This window comes from Nocardia sp. NPDC004278 (assembly GCF_053602975.1).
On sequence record NZ_JBSGEQ010000012.1, the window covers coordinates 73039 to 93651 of the forward strand.

The following is a 20613-nucleotide window of genomic DNA, read 5'->3' on the forward strand; positions in this document are numbered from 1 at the left end:
GTTCACTGAGCCGGGCAGCGCAGCCCATCCCGCGGCGGGGTCAGCTCGATCAGGTACTTCAGCACCGGTTCGTCGACACATTTGATGCCGTCGAGGAACGAACCGTGTTGGACGCCTTCATAAGTGACCAGGACCGCGCCCAACGCCCGGGCGAGATTCGTCGCGCCCGCATAGGGCGTAACCGGATCACCGGTGGAGGAGACGACCACCACCTTCGGCAGCCCGATCACCGTGGGAACGTGCGGGTGGCCGGTTGGGGGCACGGGCCAGAATGCGCAGGCGTCGAGGGGAACCCACTTGCTCGGGTGGCCGCTGTCGAAGGCGGGTGCGGCGGCGCGGACGCGGCGGTCGAGTTGCAATGCGCTGTCCCGATCGGTGATCCGCTCGTCGTCGAGGCAGCGCACCGCGGTCTGGTAGCCGGTATCGATCACCTCGGGCGCGAGATAGCCGTCGGCCAGGGTGAGCAGGATGTCGCCGTTGCCCTTGGTCAGTTCGGTCAGCCCGCGGGTCAGCACGGGCCAGGCCTTCGAGGTGTACATCGTCGAGATCACCGCGGTCGAGGCGTCGGAGTAGTCGAGGCCGCGGCCGTCGCTGGTACTGGCGGGCCGGTCGGTCAACGGGCGCAGCAATGCGGCCATGCGCTCGGACGCCTTGGCCGGATCGGTGCCGATCGGGCAGCCCGGGGCCTTGACGCAGTCCGCGGCGTAGGCGTCGAACGCATGCTGCAGGCCCGTGTAGACGATGACCGGATCGGCGATATCGGTGGCGGGATCGGCCGCGCCGTCGAGGACCATGGCCCGGACCCGGTCCGGGAACAGCTCGGCATAGGTCGAGCCGAGCCGCGTGCCATAGGAGGCGCCGAAGTAGGTCAGCTTCTCTTCGCCGAGCACCCCTCGGATGATGTCGAGATCGGCGGCGGATTCACGGGTTCCGACATGTGACAGCAGCTCCAATCCGGTGCGCTGCACGCAATTGGCCGCCAGATTCATGCTGTCGTGTTCGGCACGCGACATCCAGAAGGGCAGGTATTCGGAGCTGCGACCGGCACGTTCGGCCGCCACTTCCTCGGGGGTGTCGCAGATCAGCTTCGGCGTCGAGGCACCGAGCCCGCGCAGGTCGATGCCGATCACGTCGAAGCGTTCGGCCAGCGGTGTCTGCGCGAGTTCGGCGGGCAGCGTCAGGCCGATACCGCCCGGTCCGCCCGGGTTGGTGAGGATCGATGCCACCTTCGCCCCGCGTGCCCGCAGTCGTGAGATCGCGACGCGCGCCGTTCTGCCGTCGGGCGCGGCGTAATCGATGGGTACCGAGACCCGAGCGCATTCGAGTCCGGCCGAGGTGAGATGCGCACCGCCGTCGAAGCTTTCGCACGAGCCCCACACCAGCGTTTGGCGGTAGTACTTGCCCAGACCCGGAGTGTTCTCGAGCTGCGGGCTCTGCACCGTCTCGGGCTGCGCGCCGCAGGCGGCCGCGAGTACGAGTACCGTAGCGAGCCAAGCCGGTTGTCCGATTCTTCGCGCACTTCGATTGCGCCAGTTCAGCATTCGATCCCCATCGTCGGAACTGCTCGCCTCAGTCTGCCCGACCCGGTGCCGGTGCGCAGGCCGTGCGCGCGGTCGCATCCGGACCACGGCCGACCTGTCGGTGGCGGCTGGCATGATGCGGGCATCGCACCGCATTCGAGGGGGATTGATGTCGGTACCCATCGCCAAGCTGCCATTCGGTCAACGGCCACGGGAACGGCTGCTCACCCTCGGCCCGCACGCGCTCAGCGATAGCGAGTTGCTCGCCGTGCTGCTGCGCCAAGGGCGGCGCGGGGAGAGCGTGCTGGAGATGGCGGCCGAACTGCTCGCCGAGCACGGCGGTATCGCCGGATTGGCGGCGGCGCGGCCCGAGGAACTGTCGCGACGGGCGGGGATCGGGGTGGCGAAGGCCGCGGCGATCATCGCCGCCTTCCATCTCGGTAGCAGAGCGCGCGACCGCCCGGACACCGCACCGCGCCTGGACGGGGCCGCCGATATTGTCCGGGTAGCACTGCCGCTGTTCACCGGCGCCCGCGTGGAACGGCTCCTGGTACTGGTGTGCGATGCGCAGAATCGATTGCGGCACAAGGTATTCGTCGCCGAGGGTGCGATCGATCGGGTCGCCGTCCCCGTCCGCGAAATCCTGAACACCATACTGCGCCACGACGGCCGTTCCTTCGCCGTCGTACACAACCACCCCTCCGGCGACCCGACCCCCAGCTTCGACGACCGCCGCGCGACCACCCTCCTGATCGAATCCGCCCGCACCGTCGGCCTGCGCTTCCTGGACCATGTGGTGATCGCGGGCGCGGGATGGGCCAGCGCCGCCGCACTGACCAGATCCAGCGAATGACGCGGTCGCGGAAACGACGAAGGCCGCCTTCATCTTTCGATGAAGACGGCCTTCGGTGTGGCCTTGGTCAGCGGGCGAAGAGCAGGGCGCGCTTGACTTCCTGGATGGCCTTGGTGACCTCGATGCCGCGGGGGCAGGCTTCGGTGCAGTTGAAGGTGGTGCGGCAGCGCCAGACGCCTTCGACATCGTTGAGGATGTCGAGGCGTTCGCGGGCGCCTTCGTCACGGCTGTCGAAGATGAAGCGGTGTGCGTTCACGATCGCGGCCGGGCCGAAGTAGCTGCCGTCGCTCCAGTACACGGGGCAGGAGGTGGTGCAGCAGGCACACAGGATGCACTTGGTGGTGTCGTCGAAGCGGGCGCGGTCGGCCTGGCTCTGGATGCGCTCACGGGTCGGCTCGTTACCCGTGGTGATCAGATAGGGCTTCACGGCGCGGAACGCGTCGAAGAACGGCTCCATGTTCACCACGAGGTCCTTTTCCACGGGCAGGCCGCGGATCGGCTCGACGGTGATGGTCAGGCTCTTGCCGCCCTTGGGCAGCATGTCCTTCATCAGCACCTTGCAGGCCAGCCGGTTGACGCCGTTGATCCGCATGGCGTCCGAACCACAGACACCGTGTGCGCAGGAGCGGCGGAAGGTGAGCGTGCCGTCCAGGTAGGACTTGATGTAGATGAGCACGTTCAGGAACCGGTCGGTCGACAGCACGGGCACCTGGAAGGTTTCCCAGTGCGCGCCCTTATCGTCCTCCGGGTTGAACCGGGCGATCTTCACGTCGACCATGACCGAGCCCTCGGGGACCGGTGCGGACTTCTGCGGGGGTGTTTCGAGTACGGCAGTCATCAGTACTTACGCTCCATCGGCTCGTAGCGGGTCTGCACCACCGGCTTGAAGTCGAGGCGGATATCGGAGATGAGCTCCGCCCCCTCCTTGTAGGCCATCGTGTGCCGCATGAAGTTCACGTCGTCGCGGTCCGGATAGTCCTCGCGGGCGTGACCGCCGCGCGATTCCTTGCGGTTGAGCGCGCCGACCACGGTGACCTCGGCCAGTTCCAGCAGGAAGCCGAGCTCGACGGCCTCGAGCAGGTCGCTGTTGTAGCGCTTGCCCTTGTCCTGCACCGTGATTCGGGTGTAGCGGTCCTTGAGCGCGTGGATATCGGTGAGCGCCTGCTTGAGGGTGTCCTCGGTGCGGAACACGGCGGCGTTCATATCCATCGTGTACTGCAGCTCGGTGCGGATATCGGCGACGCGCTCGTTGCCGTGATCCGACAGCAGCATGGCCAGCCAGTCCTGCACCATCTGCGCCGGGTTCTCCGGCATGTCGACGAACTCGGTGCGCAGGGCATGTTCGGCGGCGGCGATACCGGAGCGGCGGCCGAAGACGTTGATATCCAGCAGCGAGTTGGTGCCGAGACGGTTGGAGCCGTGCACCGACACGCACGCACACTCACCGGCGGCGTACAGGCCGGGCACCACATCGGTGTTGTTGCGCAGCACCTCGCCGCGGATCCGGGTCGGAATGCCACCCATCACGTAGTGACAGGTCGGCATGACCGGAACCAGTTCCTTCACCGGGTCCACGCCCAGGTAGGTGCGCGCGAATTCGGTGATGTCGGGCAGCTTCTCCTCGAGCACGTCCTCGCCGAGGTGGGTCACGTCGATATAGACGTAGTCCTTGTTCGGTCCGGCGCCGCGGCCCTCGAGCACCTCGAGCACCATCGAGCGGGCGACGATGTCACGCGGCGCGAGGTCCTTGATGGTGGGGGCGTAGCGCTCCATGAAACGCTCGCCACTGGCGTTGCGCAGGATGCCGCCCTCGCCGCGGACCGCCTCCGAGATCAGAATGCCGAGACCGGCAAGACCTGTCGGGTGGAACTGGTGGAACTCCATATCCTCCAGCGGCAGACCCTTGCGGAACACGATCGCCATGCCGTCGCCGGTCAGCGTGTGCGCGTTCGAGGTGGTCTTGTACATCCGGCCGGAACCGCCGGTGGCGAAGATGATCGACTTCGCGTGGAAGACGTGCAGTTCGCCGGTGGCCAGCTCGTAGGCGACCACACCGGTCGCAACCGGACCGCGATCGGTCTCGGACATGATCAGGTCGAGCACATAGAACTCGTTGAAGAACTCCACGTCGTGCTTGACGCAGTTCTGGTAGAGCGTCTGCAGGATCATGTGGCCGGTGCGGTCGGCGGCATAGCACGCGCGGCGAACCGGGGCCTTGCCGTGATCGCGGGTGTGGCCGCCGAAGCGCCGCTGGTCGATCTTGCCCTCGGGCGTGCGGTTGAACGGCAGACCCATCTTCTCCAGGTCCATCACCGCATCGATGGCCTCCTTGGCCATGATCTCCGCGGCGTCCTGGTCGACCAGGTAGTCACCACCTTTGACGGTGTCGAAGGTGTGCCATTCCCAGTTGTCCTCTTCGACATTGGCCAGCGCGGCGCACATGCCACCCTGCGCAGCACCGGTGTGGCTACGGGTCGGGTAGAGCTTCGTCAGAACGGCGGTGCGGGCCCGGGGACCGGCCTCGATCGCCGCGCGCATACCGGCGCCGCCGGCACCGACGATGACGACGTCGTAGCGGTGCTCCTGAATCCGGGATTCACTCATCGAGTTCGCCTGTTCCTAACTGATGTTGGGGTCGAAGGTGAAGATGACGTAGGTGCCGACGCCCACGATCAGGACCATCGAAATGGCCAGCAGGGTGTTCAGCCAGAACCGGGTCGAGTCCTTGCGCGAGTAGTCCGCGATCACGGTGCGCAGGCCATTGCCGCCGTGCAGCTGAGCCAGCCAGAGCATGGTCAGATCCCAGAACTGCCAGAACGGGCTGGACCAGCGGCCCGCCACGAAGGCGAAGTTCAGGCGCTTCACGCCGCCGTCGAGCAGCAGCATGATCGTCATGTGGCCCAGGACCAGCACGATCAGCAGCAGGCCGGAGAAGCGCATGAACAGCCAGGCGTACTTCTCGAAGTTGTTGTTGGAGCGGGCACGCGGCGAGCGGGGCAGATCCAGGCTCGCGGGCCGGTCATACGACTTACCGAGAACAGGTGCGCTCATGCCTGCGCCTCGCTGACGCTCGGTTCCGGCATGACCGCACTGGCGGCTGCGTTCATGATTCGCTCGCTTCGCTCACTCATGGTCAGTGCTCCGTGAACAGGTAGAAGAACTGGCGACCGACGGCCGGAACCACCAGCAGGAACCAGATGGCGAGAACCACCCAGAGCATCGTCTTCTGGTACTTGGGGCCCTTGCCCCAGAAGTCCACCAGGATCACGCGTACGCCGTTGAGCGCGTGGAACAGCACACAGACGACAAGGCCCATCTCCATCAGCGCGACGATGGGGTTCTTGTAGGTCTCGATGGCGTGGTTGTAGGTATCGGGGCTGACCCGAACCAGCGCGGTGTCCAAGACGTGCACGAAGAGGAAGAAGAAGATGGTGACACCGGTGATCCGGTGCAGCGCCCACGACCACATTCCGGGGTCGCCTCGGTACAGCGTCTTCCGCTTCGGCTGTGCCGGAGCTTCTATCGTGGTCATAGAGTGCGGTGCCTCCAACGTCGTTGATGGACCCGGTTGCAAGTCCGAGGCAGGCGACGTGGATGTAAATGCCCAGGTGGCTGCGCTTTGCTGCTCCAAATAGCTCGCGCGGGGCCCGCCGCCGGGAACCTGAACCGATCTGTTCTGGACTCTAATCCCCTCCGAATCGCGGAACTAATTCGGCGTGCCGTGCGTTGCGCTACAGTCGGGCGAGTTAGGTTTACCTTTCTTGATGCGTGAAGGGTTTCGTCGTGGCCCTTGCGCGGGCAAGTGAAGCTCGGCTCACGAGGGGTTACCGATGTCGGAAATTAACTGGAAAATCTTGCGCGACAAGGCAATTCAAGTTATGCGCAATGCCTATGCGCCATACTCGCGGTTTCCGGTCGGCGCCGCGGCTCTCAGTTCGGACGGTCGAATTGTGAGCGGCTGCAATGTGGAAAATGTCTCATATGGATTAGGCCTGTGCGCCGAATGCGTACTCATCGGTAACTTATTCGCCGGCGGTGGTGGGCGGTTGCTCGCACTCTCCGTCACCGATTCTCGGGGCGAAATCCTGATGCCATGCGGCCGTTGTCGTCAGCTGCTCTACGAACACGGCGGACCCGATCTCCTGGTGGATCACAAGGCCGGACCCGTTCCGCTGCGCAGCCTGCTGCCCGATGCCTTCGGGCCCGACGATCTGGATGCCGGGCAGCAGTAGGGCGGCCGCCCCTCAGAGTCTTCTTCGAGGACGGCGTCGATCTCGGACTCGGTCGTGACCGTGATCTGCGAGATTTCGTCGGCAGGGACGCCGAGGCGCTCGAGGATGCGGCAGAAGCTTCGTTTCTGCACGATTTCGATTGCCGTGACGCGTCGCGTCAGTGTCAACTGGGACTCACCGAAGCCCTCCTCGACCGCGCGGATACGGGCCGCGAGATCCGTCACGCGGCGGTCCATGTTTGCGTACGTCATTGCTCCCCCAAACGTCGACTCGATGATGCGCAGAGGCTATCGGAGGGCACCGACAAGTGCCAGGGTTCAGGCGTATCCCGTGCCAGACTGGCCGATGTGACGGCAGTGGACGCGGTTTCGATCATTACGGCCAAGCGGGACGGCGGGGAACTGTCGGATGCGCAGATCGATTGGGTGGTGGATGGATTCACCAACGGGGCGGTGGCCGACGAGCAGATGGCGGCGTTGGCGATGGCGATCGTATGGCGGGGGATGACGCGGCGGGAGACCGCGCGCTGGACGAACGCCATGATCGCGTCGGGGCGGCGGATGGACTTTACCGATCTGCCGCGGCCGACCGTGGACAAGCATTCGACCGGCGGGGTGGGCGACAAGATCACACTGCCGCTCGCGCCATTGGTCGCGGCATGCGGTGCGGCGGTGCCGCAGCTGTCGGGGCGCGGGCTCGGACATACCGGCGGGACACTCGACAAGCTCGAGGCGATCCCAGGGTGGCGGGCCGATGTGCCGGTGGCGCGGATGCGGGAGATATTGGCCGATCCCGGCATCGGTGCCGTGGTGTGCGCGGCGGGCGCAGATCTCGCTCCGGCGGACAAGCGGCTGTACGCGCTGCGTGACGTGACGGGGACAGTGGAATCCATCCCGCTCATCGCCAGCTCGATCATGAGCAAGAAGATCGCCGAGGGCACCGCCGCGCTGGTACTGGATGTCAAGGTCGGCTCGGGAGCCTTCCTGAAAACCTTGGACGGCGCACGCGAATTGGCAACGGCGATGGTGGAACTCGGCACCGACGCCGGGGTCCGGACGGTGGCGCTGCTGACCGCGATGGACACCCCGCTCGGCCGCACCGCGGGCAATGCGCTCGAGGTCGCGGAGTCGGTGGAGGTGCTTGCGGGCGGCGGCCCCGCCGATGTCGTCGAACTGACGCTCACTCTCGCGCGCGAGATGGTCGCCCAGGCCGGACTCGATATCGATCCGGCCGATGTCCTCGCCGATGGCCGCGCGATGGACCACTGGCGCGCGATGGTCGAGGCGCAGGGCGGTGACCCGGACGCACCGTTGCCGCGCGCGAAGCACACCGAGATCGTGCGGGCCGACGAAGACGGGGTGCTCACCCGCCTCGACGCGATGGGCGTCGGCATTGCCGCGTGGCGGCTCGGCGCGGGTCGCGCCCGGCAGGGTGATCCCGTCCAATTCGGCGCTGGCATCGAAATGCACGCCAAGCCAGGCGATCCCGTGAAATCGGGCGACCCCCTCCTCACCCTGCACACCGACACCCCTGCCGCCTTCCCCGGTGCCCTCGCTGCCCTTGTCGACGCAATCACCATCGGAACCCCACCCCCACCAGCCCCACTGGTCTTGGACCGCATCGCCCCCTGACCCAGCAATCTCCAGCACGGCATCGAATTCGCCTGTTGAACACGGCTTCGTACACTGCGCGATGTCTCGCTGCCGCGCATGGATCGCTTGCTGTCCACGGTCTGGTGCTGCGCGGTGCACCGATCGACTGGCAATCCGATGCGCGGTGCGACTAAATCAGCCGAGGTATACGCGAGTTGATTGCGGCCCACTGCGTTGCCGGCGGGGTTTTGAAAGCGATCCGGACTTCATCGAGCAGTCGACCGCGCAGGCCGCCGGTAGCACGGCTCAGGTCCTTTTCCGGTCGCGGGCCGAAGTGGGGCGGGTAGGAAACCGACCGCTAGTTTGACTCTTGGCTGGTGTAGGGGGTTTCCAATACGGCATGGTGCGGCGATCTGCCACTCGAGCAGGCATATTGAGGGCGATGTCTCGGGTGCGGGCGGCGGAGAGCGCAATCACAGCCGCATGGCGGGGTCGGTGCGGCTAACGTGTGGTCATGACAGGACCGATGCCTTTGACCCTTGCCTCGATCCGCCAAGCTCCCAAGGCGCTGCTGCACGATCATCTCGACGGTGGTCTGCGGCCCGCGACGGTGTTGGAGCTCGCCGCCGATTGCGGTTACGACGACCTACCCGCCACCGATGAGGCCGCGCTGGCGACGTGGTTCCGCGATGCGGCCGACAGCGGCTCGCTCGAGCTCTATCTGGAGACGTTCGCGCACACCGTCGCGGTGATGCAGACCCCGGAGGGCCTGCGTCGCGTCGCTCGGGAATGCGCGGAAGACCTCGCCGCCGATGGCGTGGTCTATGCCGAGGTGCGCTTCGCGCCCGAACAGCATCTGGAGCGCGGCCTCACCCTGGACGAGGTGGTCGAGCACACCCTCGCCGGATTCCGGGAGGGTGCCGCGGCCGCGGCCGCGGCGGGGCGCCCGATTGTGATGATCTGCCTGCTCACCGCCATGCGCCATGCCGCACGTTCACGCGAGATCGCCGAACTCGCGGTGCGCTGGCGCGACCGAGGCGTCGGCGGATTCGATATCGCGGGCGCGGAGGCGGGCTTCCCACCCAGCCGCCACCTGGACGCCTTCGAATACATGCGAGCCAATAGCGCGCATTTCACCATTCACGCAGGTGAGGCATTCGGATTGCCGTCCATCCACGAGGCGCTGGCGTTCTGTGGCTGCGACCGGCTCGGGCACGGCGTGCGGATCACCGACGATATCCAGGTGCCGGGTGCGATCGAGGACGCCGAGCTCGGTCTGGTGGCGAACTATGTGCGGGATATGCGAATTCCGCTGGAATTGTGTCCGTCCTCGAATGTGCAGACCGGTGCGGTCCCGTCGCTGGACAAGCATCCCTTCGATCTGCTGGCGCGGCTGCGCTTCCGCGTCACGGTCAATACCGACAACCGCCTGATGAGCGATACCAGCATGAGCGCGGAGATGCTCAAGCTGGTGGAAACCTTCGGCTACGGCTGGAGCGATCTCGAACGCTTCACCATCAACGCAATGAAATCCGCATTCATCCCCTTCCCCGACCGCCTGCGCATCATCGACGACATCATCAAGCCCGGCTACGCGGTCCTACTCGGATAACGTTCCACAGCAACGGATTTCGTGTATCAGGTACGAAATCCGTTGCCCACCGGTCTCGTGCACTGCCTGCTGCGCCGAGTGTCACCGCTGGTGTCGAGGGCTGTGCGTCGGTGTGGAGCGCTGTCGCCGGGCCAGCTCGTGCCCAGCGTTGCCCGCGCACGGCCGGTGTTGCTTGCGGGTGACGAGCTGTTTGTCGGTTTCCAGCGTTGCTCACCGGTCTTGCGCACTGCCTGCTGCGCGGAGTGTTATCCGCTGGTGTCGAGGGTTGTGCGTCGATGTAGAGCGCTGTCGCCGGGCCAGCTCGTGTCCGGTGTTGCCCGCGCGTGGCGGGTATTGCTCGCGGATGTCGAGAGCTGTTTGTCGATTTCCAGCGTTGCCCGCTGGTGTCGTGCACTGTGGGGGAGCGCGGTATGAACTTCCGGCGCCCGAGTCGGTAGTCGGCTGAGTATCGGGCCGAACCGAGCTGGTGCGCACCTCGCGATCTGCCATTTTCCGATGCGCTGAACGCGCCCGATGGCGAGGCCGTTACCGTGGCCAAGTGTGACGATGGTGCTGATTCCGAGTCGATTCAATGGTCCGCCCGACTCTGGGAACGGCGGGTATGTGGGCGGTCTGCTGGCCGAGCGGGCGGGAAACGCGGCTGATGACGGTGCGGTGACCGTGATTCTGCGTAGTCCGCCGCCGCTGGAGACGCCGTTGTGGATTCGCGACGGCAAGTTGCTCGATGACGAGACGGTGGTCGCCGAGATACGTTCGGGCGAATTCGAGCGCGACGCACCGCAACGCGTCGAGTATGCCGATGCCGCCGCGGCGTCGGGTTCCTATCAGAGCAATGACATGTTCGCGTCCTGCTTCGTCTGTGGCAGTGGCCGTGCCGACGGCCTGCGTATCGAAGCGGGTGTGGTCGGCGAAGACCGCGTCGCCGCGCCATGGACCCCCGACGACTCACTGCCGATGGGCCCCGCGGTGCTGTGGGCCGCGATGGACTGTCCCGGTGGCTGGTCCCTCCCCGAAATGTTCGACCGTCCCGCCCTCCTTGGCTGCATGACCGCCGCCGTACACGACCTGCCCGAGATCGGTGAACCCTGCGTGGTGGTCGGGCAGAGCCACGGCGAGCAAGGCCGCAAGTCGTTCGCGTCCACCGCCGTCTACGGCTCCGACAACCGCCTTCTGGGCCGAGCAGAACAGATCTGGATCCGCTTGTCCTAGTCGCCGACGCCGCTCGACCACCAGCCACGGTCGACTGCAAGGATCACCGGATCGACGTGAATATGGGACTCGGGTTCGGTCCAGTCGCAAGTGTGCTGATCGTGACCGGGTGGTGGTCAAATCCTTCCGTCACGTTGCGGGAGCCCGACCGGCGACCAGCAACTACGCCATTCATCCGGCGACGCATGCGATGCCCGAGACGGAGTGGGTTCAGCCGTTGCAAAATGCCGCCGATCCGCAATCGCGGGTCGGCGGCATGTGCCCGGCCTGGGCGGACCTACTTCTGCGGTGTGAGTCGGGACTCGAAGTTCCGCTCCAGTTCGCGCCAGCTCTGGGCTTCGGCGGCGAAGGGCGGGTTCGGGGCCATCCGGGTCGGGTCCGGGTTGAGCAGGTAGGAGACGTACCAGCCGAGCGGGGTCGACTGGGCGAGTGCCTGCTCCACCGTGTCGTCGTCGGCGTAATCGGCGGCGTCGGTGAACAGTTCGACCGCAAGATCGAGCTGTTCGATATCGACCGCCTCGGGGCCTTCGGCCAGGTCATCGGCGAGTCCGGGCAGCACGTAGACGTTCTCGTCGGTGACCTCGACCGCGAGCGATCCGTCCACCGCTGCGGTCTGCACGTCGGTGTAGGTGCTCACACGCGCCAGCTCGTGCTCGTGGTCATCGGCCAGATAGCGGGCCAGTGCGCGTTCGGAGCCGAAGACCGTGATGGCACCGTCCTTGCCGAGGAAGATCGGCTCGTCGTCGAGGTAGCAGCGCAGCGTGAAGTAGGTGCCGTCGGAGGTGACGATCTTGACCGGGTCGATGCCGACCTCGTGCCAGAACGAATCGTCTTCCTCGTCTTCCTCGTCTTCCTCGTCCTCGTCGTCCGCATCGAGGTCGACGGATTCGAACTCCTCGTCCTCCTCGCTATCGGCCGCGTCGTCGGCGTCCACGACGTTCTCCTCCGCGGCGAGCAGTTCGGCCTCCGCAACCGCAACCGCCTCGGCGTCGACCTCAGGGGTCTGCACCACGGAGTCGATGGCGTCGAGGACGTCGTCCCAGCCCTTGGCGATGGCTGCGCCGATCTGATCCCACAGCTCCTCGCCGTCGCGCCCGAAGAACGCGCTGACGCCACTGGCCAGTGCGCCGACCACCGGATGCGACCCGAAGAACTTGGTGACCGTCTCCAGCTCGCACACCTCGCCGATATTGCGCACCATGCTGAGCGTGTCGTCGAGTTCGGCGATGGTGTCCACATCGGGATCGCTCGCGACCAGCTCCGGCACACCGACCAGGTCGAAGGTGAAGTTCTCCTCCGGCTCCAGTTCCACCGCCGAGAGCCCGGCCACGACCTTCCATGCGGGATGGTCGACGAGATCGTTATCGGAGTTGGTCCGAATGAACGCGGCCAGCTCCGCAACGGTCTCGAAACCGTAGAGGGAGTCCTCATGTCCGAGGAACGCCTCCCACTCGTCGTCACCGTCGCGCCAGCGCGGTGCCCACAGGGTGACGAGATCGCCGTCGGTCAGGCCGAGCTCGATCGGGACGATGTCTCCAGAAGCCATGTGCGGAAGCCTATCGACCTTCCGAGTCAGTGACTATCCGGCCCGCCCCCAACGCTTCCCGGGGCCCCCTCCGGCGCCACCGCGAACGACTCGTTCAGTGTCGCAACGACCTTCGAACGCTGTGCGCCCGCGTCCTCGGCGGCCTGGCGACACGCCCATACGATCAGCTGGCCGACCTCGGCGGGCGGCAGTGCGGTGACCGACTCCGACAGGCTCAGCGCGACCAGTGCGCCATCGCTGTTCACCTCGACGCTGACCGTGCCGTCCTCGGTGCGGAACCGGCCGTGCACCTGCTTCAGGCCGTACAGCGCGGCCTCGAGCGCCTCCAGTTTCGCCGTCGCGTTGGCGACCAACGCGTCCATCTCCGCACTCATGCCCGCGCCTCGCTCGACTCCAGCTCGTCTGCCGTTGTGCTCATCGTTGGCTCGCTCATACCGGCCTCATCCAGCTCGTCGGTCCGGTGTCCGCGTCATCGATCCGGTCCAGCTCGTCCACCGCGGCCTGGCGGGTGGGCAGTCCGAGCTTGTCCAGGATGTCGGCGGGCATGCCCGCCTCGGCGAGCAGTTCGCGTCGGCGGGCCCGGGCGGCGACGGTGGAGCGCTTGGTGAGCCGCAGGATCTCGTCGGCGAGAGTCTGTGCGCCGTAACGGTATTCGCTGCGCTCGAACTTGATCTCGATCGGCATGCCCTGATCGGTGGCACGGACCGAGATGGTGCCCGATCGGTTGCTGCTCGACGCCACCGTCACATTGGGTATCGGCGGGGTCTGGGGCTGGGACATTATTCGTTCGCTCCGCTCACTTATGAGGTCGGCCGGTAGAAGCCGTAGAAGTTCATACCCATGTTGTCCGTTCGAACCGAGCTGATCTGGACCGGATTACCGGCCTCGACGAACTGCCCGTTGCCGATCACCATGGCGACGTGGCCATCCCAGACAGCCAGATCTCCCGGCATCAGATCACCGGGTGACACCTGCATATGGCCGTTGCCCTGCTCCTGGGCCAGCCGGGGCAGGTCGACGCCCGCTTCGCCGTAGGCGTACTTGGTGAGGCCGCTGCAGTCGAGTCCGGAGCCGGGTGAATTGCCACCCCACACATACGGCGTGCCGACGGCGCCGATGGCCGCCTTGACCGCCGTCGCCGCCTTCTCGTTCGGGGCCTCCACGACACTGCCGTCGGGCAGCGTGATCTTCACACCGTTGCCGGAGGTCGACGACTGTCCGTTCCCGGTCGTGGTGCTGGTATTCGGTTTGGTGGTCGAGGCTGTGCTCGCGGTCGTTGTGCTCGCCTTGCTGGCAGTGCTCATCAGACTGCTCAGCACGCTGCCCGCACCGCTCGCGAAGGTGCCCACCGTCGACGACAATTGCGACGCACCCTGGGTGGCGGCGCTGACCGTGCTGGCGACATTGGACAGCGACGGCGTCGACGGCGCGGGTGTCAGCTCGTTCATCGACGCGGTCTGGGTATCCAGTTCATTGCGCACGCGGCCGATCACATTCAGCCCCTGACCGATGTGGTCGATCGCGGAGCTGACGAGCACCGTCAGCCCCTCCGGCGTGGCCAGCGCCGGGCCCAGAGCGGTGGCCTGGTTCACGAACGACTGGACGATCCCGTTCAGATCCTTCTGACCCGATTCGACCTGGGCGGCAGCCTGATTCACGACGGTAGCCATATCGTTGCCGCGGTCGGAAATGGTGGCGGCGGAGGTCTGCACCCGCAGCGCTTTCGCGGTCACGGCATCGGCGGCCTCGCCATCCCATGCGTCGTTCACCTGGTTGATGCTGTTGCGGCCGAGCGCGTGCACCTGGTCGATGGCGGTGGAGGTGGAGGTCAGTGCGTCGGCGGGCCCGCCGGTGGGGAGGACGCCGGTGCCGAAGCTGGAGAGCAGGTCGAGCAGTGGCTGGACCAGGGCGCTGACATCGATCACCGCGTCATCCGTCCAGTCCGGTGGCGTTCAGCCCGGCGGCATTGTTCAGGTCGGTTTCCTCGAGTACGACGGCCGAACTGGTGGCCGCACCACCCATGCTCGCGAGCACCGCCGACAACTGACCAATGGACGCGACGTGCCCGGCGTGCGCTGCGGCATAGGCGGCCATGAAATCACCGCCGATCACGCCCATGATGGGACCGAGCAGCGTGGGATCTGCGGCCGCGGCGCTCACCCCGGCGGCGGCGAGATCACCGGACATGGCCCCGGCGGACGCGCCGTAGGCGGTTATGCCCTCGGTGTCGGCCGACATCTTTCGCATAGTGCTTCCCCCATCTGTCGTTCCCAGGCAGAGTACGTCATCCACCTAGTTCGACGCGCTGGCTTACCGATCGGTTCCAGCCGTTCGAAAAAAATTCGGGTGGAGGTTCGCCGCCGAAGTCGACTTCGACCTTATCGTTCCCTCATGCGCACGCACACCGTGGACCATCCACTCGCCGCCGCCCTGCTGACCACGATGCGCGATGCCCGCACGGCCAATCCGGCCTTCCGTGCGGCACTGCGCGATCTCACCGGAATCCTGATCTACGAGGCGCTGCGCGAAGCGCCGGTGGCCCACTTCCCGATCGCCACACCGGTGGCCAGCGCCGAGGGGACGCGCTTGGCGCAGCCGCCGCTGCTGGTGCCGGTGCTGCGCGCCGGACTCGGCATGGTCGACGCGGCCGCCGAGCTGATCCCTGACGCCAGAGTCGGTTTCGTCGGCATCGCCCGCGACGAATCCACCCATCAGCCGGTGCCGTATATGGAGTCACTGCCCGACGACCTGACCGACCTGCCGGTTTTCGTACTCGACCCGATGCTGGCCACCGGCGGCTCGATGCGCCACACCCTGCAGCTGCTCGCCGCTCGCGGCGCCACCGACATCACCGCGGTCTGCGTCGTCGCTGCCCCTGAAGGCATTGCCGCCCTTGCCGATTCGGGCCTGCCCGTGCGCCTGGTCACCGCCGTCGTCGACACCGGCCTCAACTCCGACGCCTATATCGTCCCCGGCCTCGGCGACGCGGGCGACCGCCAATTCGGTCCCCGCTGAGCCACTTTCGCGTCGAACATCTCGGTGGCTTCGGACGGGCCGAGTGCCATGGGGAGTCGGCCTGAAGTGCCGGTGGTTCGCTCGGCGACCGAGTCCGCAGTGATGCCCTCGGCTCAGAGCTCTTGACAGAAGGCGCGCAGTTCGGCGATGCGTTGTCCGGCCGCGGTTCTCGCCGCAGCGAGGGCCGCGCGGTCGGCGACCGGCTCGACCACCTCCAAGTAGCACTTGAGTTTCGGCTCGGTGCCGGATGGGCGGACCACTATCCGGGAGCTGGCTCCCTCGAAAATCAGTGCGTCGGTGCGCATTCGACCACGAACCTGGAGCAGATCGGTTAATTTGACCGGCTCGGAGGCTATTTCGTCGGGTGGCGTGGCGCGCAGCCGACTCGCCAGCTCCGCTGCGGCGGCCGGGTCCGGGAGCCGAAGCGCGACCTGGTCGGTGGCGTGCAGGCCGAATTCGACCGCGTAGTCGTCGAGTTCGTCGGCGAGGGTGCGACCGGCCGCCTTCAGGCGGGCGGCGAGGTCGGTGGCGAGTACCGCCGCGGAGATGCCGTCCTTATCGCGTACCGCGGCCGGGTCCACGCAGTGCCCGATGGCCTCCTCGTAGGCGTAGACCAGGCCGTCGCCCGCTCGGGCCAGCCATTTGAAGCCGGTGAGTGTTTCGGCATAGCGAGCGCCACGGGCGGCGGCGAGCTTGGCGAGCAGTCGCGACGATACGACGGTGGTCGCGACCAGCGAATCCGGCGGTGCGGTGCGCAATACGCAAGCACCGAGCAGCACACCGGCTTCGTCACCGCGCAGCATGCGCCAGCCGCCGTGATCGTCGGGAATGGCGATGGCGCAGCGATCGGCGTCCGGGTCCAGGGCGATGGCGATATCCGCGCCGATCCGGGTGGCCGTGGCGAGCAGCAGGTCGGTGGCACCGGGCTCTTCGGGATTCGGGAAGGCGACGGTGGGGAAGTCGGCATCGGGCGCGAACTGCTCACCGACGACGTGCACATGCTGGAAGCCGGCCGCGGCAAGGGCTGCCACCGCCGTATCGCCGCCGACACCGTGCAGCGGGGTCAAAACGATGCGGATATCGGCGCGTTCGCCGGGCCCGCCGATCAGCTCGGGCAGCCGGGCCACCCGATCGAGGTAGCGGCGCACCAGATCATCGTCGGCCGAGGCGACCGGCGTGCGGGCGATCGGTTCGGCGACCGCCTCGATGCAGCGCTCGATCTCGGTATCGGCCGGTGCGATCAGCTGCGAACCGCCGTCCAGATACACCTTGTAGCCATTATCCGTCGCGGGATTGTGCGATGCGGTGATCTGCACTCCGGCAACGGCTCCCAGCTCACGCACCGCATAGGCGACGATCGGCGTCGGCAGCGGACGGGGCAGCAGCGTCACCGGAAAGCCGGCGGCCGCAAAGATTTCCGCGGTGGCGGTGGCGAATTCGGCAGAGCCGTGCCGGGCGTCGCGTCCGACGACCACCGCGCCGCCGCCCAGGCAGCGCCCGCGCAACCAGTCCACCAGCCCCGCCGTCGCCCGGCTGACCGTGTCCAGGTTCATGCCGTCGGGGCCGTCCTGCAGCGGCCCGCGGAGTCCGGCGGTGCCGAAGCGCAGCATCTAGAGCCGTTCCAGTACGCCGCGCAGCAGTTTGCCGAGTCGCGGTGCGGCCGCATGTCCTTCGGCGAGCACCTCGGCATGGGACAGATGCGCACCCGTGACGCCCGCGGCGAGGTTGGTGACCAGTGAGATGCCGAGCACCCGGGCGCCGAGCGCGCGCGCCGCGATCACCTCCAGCACCGTCGACATGCCGACCAGATCCGCGCCCATGGTGCGCAGCATCCGGATCTCGGCGGGCGTCTCGTACTGCGGTCCGGTCAGACCCGCGTACACACCCTCGGTCAGACTCGGGTCGATTTCCCTTGCCAGCGTGCGCAATTCGGGATCCCACGCGTCGACGAGATCGACAAAGGTCGCGCCGGTCAACGGTGTGCGGCCGGTGAGATTGAGGTGGTCGCTGATGAGAACCGGATCACCAACGCGCAGCCCGTCGCGGATCCCGCCCGCGGCATTGGTGAGCACCACGGTTTCCGCGCCCGCCGCGATCGCGGCACTCACCGGATGTACGACCTCGCTCGGCTGATACCCCTCGTACAGATGCTGACGTCCCATCAGCAGCAGCACCGGAGTGTTGTCGACGGCGACCGAATGCACCATCCCGACATGTCCTTGGGCGCTGGGTGTCCCGAATCCGGGCAGCTCCGGCATCGGTATCGACGCACTCGGCGCACCGATCTCCGCGGCCGCGTCCTGCCAGCCCGATCCCAGCACCACCGCAACCCGGTGCCGCTCCACTCCCGTACGTTCGGCAATCGCCTTCGCGGCCTGTTCGGCAAGCATGAACGTCACGATAGCTGTGTTTGATTTGCCGCGCCTGCGGCGCGGCGTGTTCGCGGCCCCCTGGTGTCTCGCGTCCGAGCCGTCGAGACTCGCGACTGCGTCGCATGCGCTTCGACGACTCGCACGCGAGACGGGCCGCGAACGGTCGCTCGTAAGACTCGCTCCGTGGTGGTCACCTCTAGCAGGCAGTGTGGCGCCGAGGTGCATCCACCCATTGGCCGAGATTCGCGACTGCGTCGCATGCGCTTCGACGACTCGGACGCGAGACGGGCCGCGAACGGTCGCTCGTAAGACTCGCTCCGTGGTGGTCACCTCTAGGAGGCAGTGTGGCGCCGAGGTGCACCCACCATTGGCCGAGATTCGTGCCTGCGTCGCATGCGCTTCGACGCAGCTGAGTTCGATCGCCGCAGCTCCGTCCGGACGCGAGATGGGCCGTGAACAGGCCCGCCGAATGTTTGCTACCCGCGAGTAGGTGTGCTGTTGTGCACCCGTTACGCTGCACGCATGCCGTATCTGGAACGTGAAGGGGATGTGTTCGTCGTCTACCTCGGGAGCGAGGGGCAGACCGACAGCGAGAACCGTTTCCATCCGGATTGGATCGATGAATTCCACCGGCTGCTCGACCAGGTGGAGGCGTCCGAGGGGCCGGCCGCGCTGGTCACCACGGCGACCGGGAAGTTCTACAGCAATGGCCTCGATACCGACTGGCTGTTCGGCAATGTGGACAAGATGCACGGCTACCTCGACCGGGTGCACAGCATCTACACCCGGCTGCTGTCCTTCCAGATGCCGACGGTGGCCGCCGTCAACGGCCACGCCTTCGGCGCTGGCGCCATGCTGGCCACCTCGCACGACTTCCGGGTGATGCGCGCGGACCGCGGCTTCTGGTGCCTGCCCGAGGTGCACCTCGGCATGCCGTTCACCGTCGGTATGAACGCGCTGCTCACCGAACGACTGACCAACCAGGTCTGCGTGCAGGCCATGACCGCGGGGCACCGCTTCGCCGCCGACGAGGCCATTACCGCGGGCATTGTCGATGCGAAGGCCGATGCTGATGAGTTGCTGAAGTCCGCGATCGAGCGCGCTGCCGCACTCGCGGCAAATCGCAAGCCGAATCTGCCGGTGATCAAGCGCGCGCTGCACGCCAAGGCGCTCGTCGGTCTCGCGACGCCCACCACTGTGGAGAATCTGGCGTTCGCCGGGGAATAACGTCAGGCTGATCGCAATCTCGGGAGCGCGCTAGCACATCGCGCCCGGGGCGCGGGGTGCGCTCGATCGGCAGCGCAGTGCAACACTGTGTGCCATGCCACCACCGCGTAGCGGGCAGCCCGAATCACGCACGGATAACCAGGCCGCGCACGCCGCTGGCGACTGCGCGCCGGTCGATCCGGACGGCGCGGATTCGGCGGCCTCGGATGCCGCGATCCTGGCCGCGGCGGCCGAACTGATCGCACTCTCGCATTCCATCCACGCCGAACCCGAGCTGGCCTTCGAGGAGACTCGCAGCGTCGCCAAGACCATCGCGCCGCTGGTTGCGCGCGGCTTCCGGATCGAGACCGGCATCGCCGAACTGCCGACCGCATTCCGCGCCAGCTACGGATCCGGCGAGCTCACCGTGGGCATCTGCGCCGAGTACGACGCGCTGCCCGAGATCGGACATGCCTGCGGGCACAACATCATCGCCGCCGCCGCGGTCGGCGCCGGGCTGGGCCTGGCCGAGGTGGCCGATGCGCTCGGCATCACCGTCGTCGTGTTCGGCACGCCTGCCGAGGAGAGCGGCGGCGGCAAGGTGCTGATGTTGGAACGCGGCGCTTTCGACGATGTCGCGATGGCGCTGATGGTGCATCCCGGCCCCTACGAGATCGTCGACGCGCGTTCGCTGGCCCTGGCGGATCTGGCGGTGGTGTTCCACGGTCTGGAGGCGCATGCGAGTGCCGCGCCGGAATTGGGCCGCAATGCGGGCGACGCGGTGACCGTCGCACAGGTTGCTCTGGGGTTGCTGCGCCAACATCTCCGCCCTGGACAGCAACTGCACGGTATAGTCAGCGACGGTGGCGTAGCCCCCAACATCGTTCCCGGACGTGCGGAACTGCTGTATTACCTACGTGCAGTCGACTCCGCATCCCTCGACGATCTGATGCGACGGGCGTCGGCTTGTTTCGAGGCGGGTGCGCTGGCGACCGGCTGCACGCACGAAATCCGGACGGTTGCGCCGACATATACCGAGCTAACTCCCGATTCGGCATTACTGTGTGCCTATCGCGAGCAGATCATCGGCTTGGGCCGGGTGCCGATCGCACCGGAACTCGAGGCGCAGCGACCGCTCGGAAGTACGGATATGGGCAACGTCACCAACGTCATTCCGGGCATCCATCCGGTCATCGGCATCGATGCCGGTGGGGCGGTGACTCATCAGCCCGGCTTCGCCGCGGCGAGTATCAACGCCTCGGCGGATCGCGCGGTTACCGACGGTGCGATCGCCCTCGCACGTACCGCTATCGCGGTGGCCCGCGATGCAGTACATAGAGACAGGTTGTTGCAACGGCTCGTTCAACGACAGGAGGACATTCGGTGAGCACTACCGGCCGCCCCACGGCGCGCGCGGCGGGTCCCGAGGCGGCAGCACGCGTGATCACGGTTGATC

General features: G+C 66.7%; 20 protein-coding genes. 8 read left to right on the forward strand and 12 right to left on the reverse strand.

Annotated elements, in window-relative coordinates; genetic code table 11:
- Positions 1 to 2 precede the first annotated feature (2 nt).
- Positions 3 to 1541: an alpha/beta hydrolase gene (locus ACWEO2_RS20050; RefSeq protein ID WP_452406685.1), complete on the reverse strand. Its 1539-nt coding sequence runs from the start codon at positions 1539 to 1541 to the stop codon at positions 3 to 5.
- A gap of 148 nt (positions 1542 to 1689) precedes the next feature.
- On the opposite strand from ACWEO2_RS20050, the gene ACWEO2_RS20055 reads away from it, so the two are divergent.
- Complete coding sequence (locus tag ACWEO2_RS20055) at positions 1690 to 2373, forward strand: JAB domain-containing protein (RefSeq protein ID WP_452406686.1); 684 nt, start codon at positions 1690 to 1692, stop codon at positions 2371 to 2373.
- Positions 2374 to 2440: 67 nt separating this feature from the next.
- On the opposite strand, the gene ACWEO2_RS20060 is transcribed toward ACWEO2_RS20055, so the two are convergent.
- From ACWEO2_RS20060 to sdhC, 4 genes are all read right to left on the reverse strand, one after another.
- On the reverse strand, positions 2441 to 3211 hold the full coding sequence (locus ACWEO2_RS20060; RefSeq protein WP_354960948.1) for a succinate dehydrogenase iron-sulfur subunit: 771 nt from the start codon (positions 3209 to 3211) through the stop codon (positions 2441 to 2443).
- Positions 3211 to 4977: a succinate dehydrogenase flavoprotein subunit gene (gene sdhA, locus ACWEO2_RS20065; protein WP_452406687.1), complete on the reverse strand. Its 1767-nt coding sequence runs from the start codon at positions 4975 to 4977 to the stop codon at positions 3211 to 3213. The genes ACWEO2_RS20060 and sdhA overlap by 1 nt, the downstream gene beginning before the upstream one ends.
- A gap of 15 nt (positions 4978 to 4992) precedes the next feature.
- Positions 4993 to 5424, reverse strand: coding sequence for a succinate dehydrogenase hydrophobic membrane anchor subunit (locus ACWEO2_RS20070; protein WP_354960950.1), 432 nt, complete (start codon positions 5422 to 5424; stop codon positions 4993 to 4995).
- Positions 5425 to 5506: 82 nt separating this feature from the next.
- On the reverse strand, positions 5507 to 5905 hold the full coding sequence (sdhC, locus tag ACWEO2_RS20075; protein WP_355187027.1) for a succinate dehydrogenase, cytochrome b556 subunit: 399 nt from the start codon (positions 5903 to 5905) through the stop codon (positions 5507 to 5509).
- Between the two features lie 298 nt (positions 5906 to 6203).
- On the opposite strand from sdhC, the gene ACWEO2_RS20080 reads away from it, so the two are divergent.
- The 4 genes from ACWEO2_RS20080 to ACWEO2_RS20095 all read left to right on the forward strand — a co-directional run bounded on the left by ACWEO2_RS20080 (position 6204) and on the right by ACWEO2_RS20095 (position 11018).
- Complete coding sequence (locus tag ACWEO2_RS20080; RefSeq protein ID WP_452406688.1) at positions 6204 to 6605, forward strand: cytidine deaminase; 402 nt, start codon at positions 6204 to 6206, stop codon at positions 6603 to 6605.
- A gap of 347 nt (positions 6606 to 6952) precedes the next feature.
- Complete coding sequence (locus ACWEO2_RS20085; protein ID WP_452406689.1) at positions 6953 to 8236, forward strand: thymidine phosphorylase; 1284 nt, start codon at positions 6953 to 6955, stop codon at positions 8234 to 8236.
- 475 nt (positions 8237 to 8711) lie between these two features.
- Positions 8712 to 9809: an adenosine deaminase gene (locus ACWEO2_RS20090; protein ID WP_452406690.1), complete on the forward strand. Its 1098-nt coding sequence runs from the start codon at positions 8712 to 8714 to the stop codon at positions 9807 to 9809.
- Between the two features lie 546 nt (positions 9810 to 10355).
- Positions 10356 to 11018, forward strand: a complete 663-nt coding sequence (locus tag ACWEO2_RS20095; RefSeq protein ID WP_452406801.1) for a hypothetical protein — start codon at positions 10356 to 10358, stop codon at positions 11016 to 11018.
- A 277-nt stretch (positions 11019 to 11295) separates the two neighbouring features.
- Here ACWEO2_RS20095 and ACWEO2_RS20100 read toward each other — a convergent pair whose 3' ends face one another.
- The 5 genes from ACWEO2_RS20100 to ACWEO2_RS20120 are packed head-to-tail and all read right to left on the reverse strand — an operon-like array spanning position 11296 to position 14802.
- The gene (locus ACWEO2_RS20100) at positions 11296 to 12564 is read right to left on the reverse strand and encodes a primosomal protein (protein WP_452406691.1); all 1269 of its coding nucleotides are present in this window, start codon (positions 12562 to 12564) and stop codon (positions 11296 to 11298) included.
- 26 nt (positions 12565 to 12590) lie between these two features.
- Positions 12591 to 12938 carry a YbaB/EbfC family nucleoid-associated protein gene (locus ACWEO2_RS20105; RefSeq protein ID WP_354961721.1) on the reverse strand — a complete coding sequence of 116 codons (348 nt, stop codon included), beginning with the start codon at positions 12936 to 12938 and terminating at the stop codon, positions 12591 to 12593.
- A gap of 55 nt (positions 12939 to 12993) precedes the next feature.
- On the reverse strand, positions 12994 to 13344 hold the full coding sequence (locus ACWEO2_RS20110) for a hypothetical protein (protein WP_354961722.1): 351 nt from the start codon (positions 13342 to 13344) through the stop codon (positions 12994 to 12996).
- Positions 13345 to 13364: 20 nt separating this feature from the next.
- Entirely contained in the window at positions 13365 to 14489 is a 1125-nt protein-coding gene (locus ACWEO2_RS20115; protein ID WP_452406692.1) for a bifunctional WXG100 family type VII secretion target/C40 family peptidase, read from the reverse strand.
- A 4-nt stretch (positions 14490 to 14493) separates the two neighbouring features.
- Positions 14494 to 14802 carry a hypothetical protein gene (locus ACWEO2_RS20120; RefSeq protein WP_452406693.1) on the reverse strand — a complete coding sequence of 103 codons (309 nt, stop codon included), beginning with the start codon at positions 14800 to 14802 and terminating at the stop codon, positions 14494 to 14496.
- Positions 14803 to 14955: 153 nt separating this feature from the next.
- On the opposite strand from ACWEO2_RS20120, the gene upp reads away from it, so the two are divergent.
- The gene (upp, locus tag ACWEO2_RS20125; protein ID WP_452406694.1) at positions 14956 to 15579 is read left to right on the forward strand and encodes a uracil phosphoribosyltransferase; all 624 of its coding nucleotides are present in this window, start codon (positions 14956 to 14958) and stop codon (positions 15577 to 15579) included.
- A gap of 113 nt (positions 15580 to 15692) precedes the next feature.
- On the opposite strand, the gene ACWEO2_RS20130 is transcribed toward upp, so the two are convergent.
- Both ACWEO2_RS20130 and ACWEO2_RS20135 read right to left on the reverse strand, forming a co-directional pair.
- On the reverse strand, positions 15693 to 17189 hold the full coding sequence (locus ACWEO2_RS20130) for a phospho-sugar mutase (RefSeq protein WP_452406695.1): 1497 nt from the start codon (positions 17187 to 17189) through the stop codon (positions 15693 to 15695).
- Positions 17190 to 17969, reverse strand: coding sequence for a purine-nucleoside phosphorylase (locus ACWEO2_RS20135; protein WP_452406802.1), 780 nt, complete (start codon positions 17967 to 17969; stop codon positions 17190 to 17192).
- A 504-nt stretch (positions 17970 to 18473) separates the two neighbouring features.
- On the opposite strand from ACWEO2_RS20135, the gene ACWEO2_RS20140 reads away from it, so the two are divergent.
- Together ACWEO2_RS20140 and ACWEO2_RS20145 are read left to right on the forward strand one after the other, a co-directional pair.
- Positions 18474 to 19178 carry an enoyl-CoA hydratase-related protein gene (locus ACWEO2_RS20140; protein WP_452406696.1) on the forward strand — a complete coding sequence of 235 codons (705 nt, stop codon included), beginning with the start codon at positions 18474 to 18476 and terminating at the stop codon, positions 19176 to 19178.
- Between the two features lie 94 nt (positions 19179 to 19272).
- Complete coding sequence (locus tag ACWEO2_RS20145; protein ID WP_452406697.1) at positions 19273 to 20544, forward strand: M20 family metallopeptidase; 1272 nt, start codon at positions 19273 to 19275, stop codon at positions 20542 to 20544.
- Positions 20545 to 20613 lie beyond the last annotated feature (69 nt).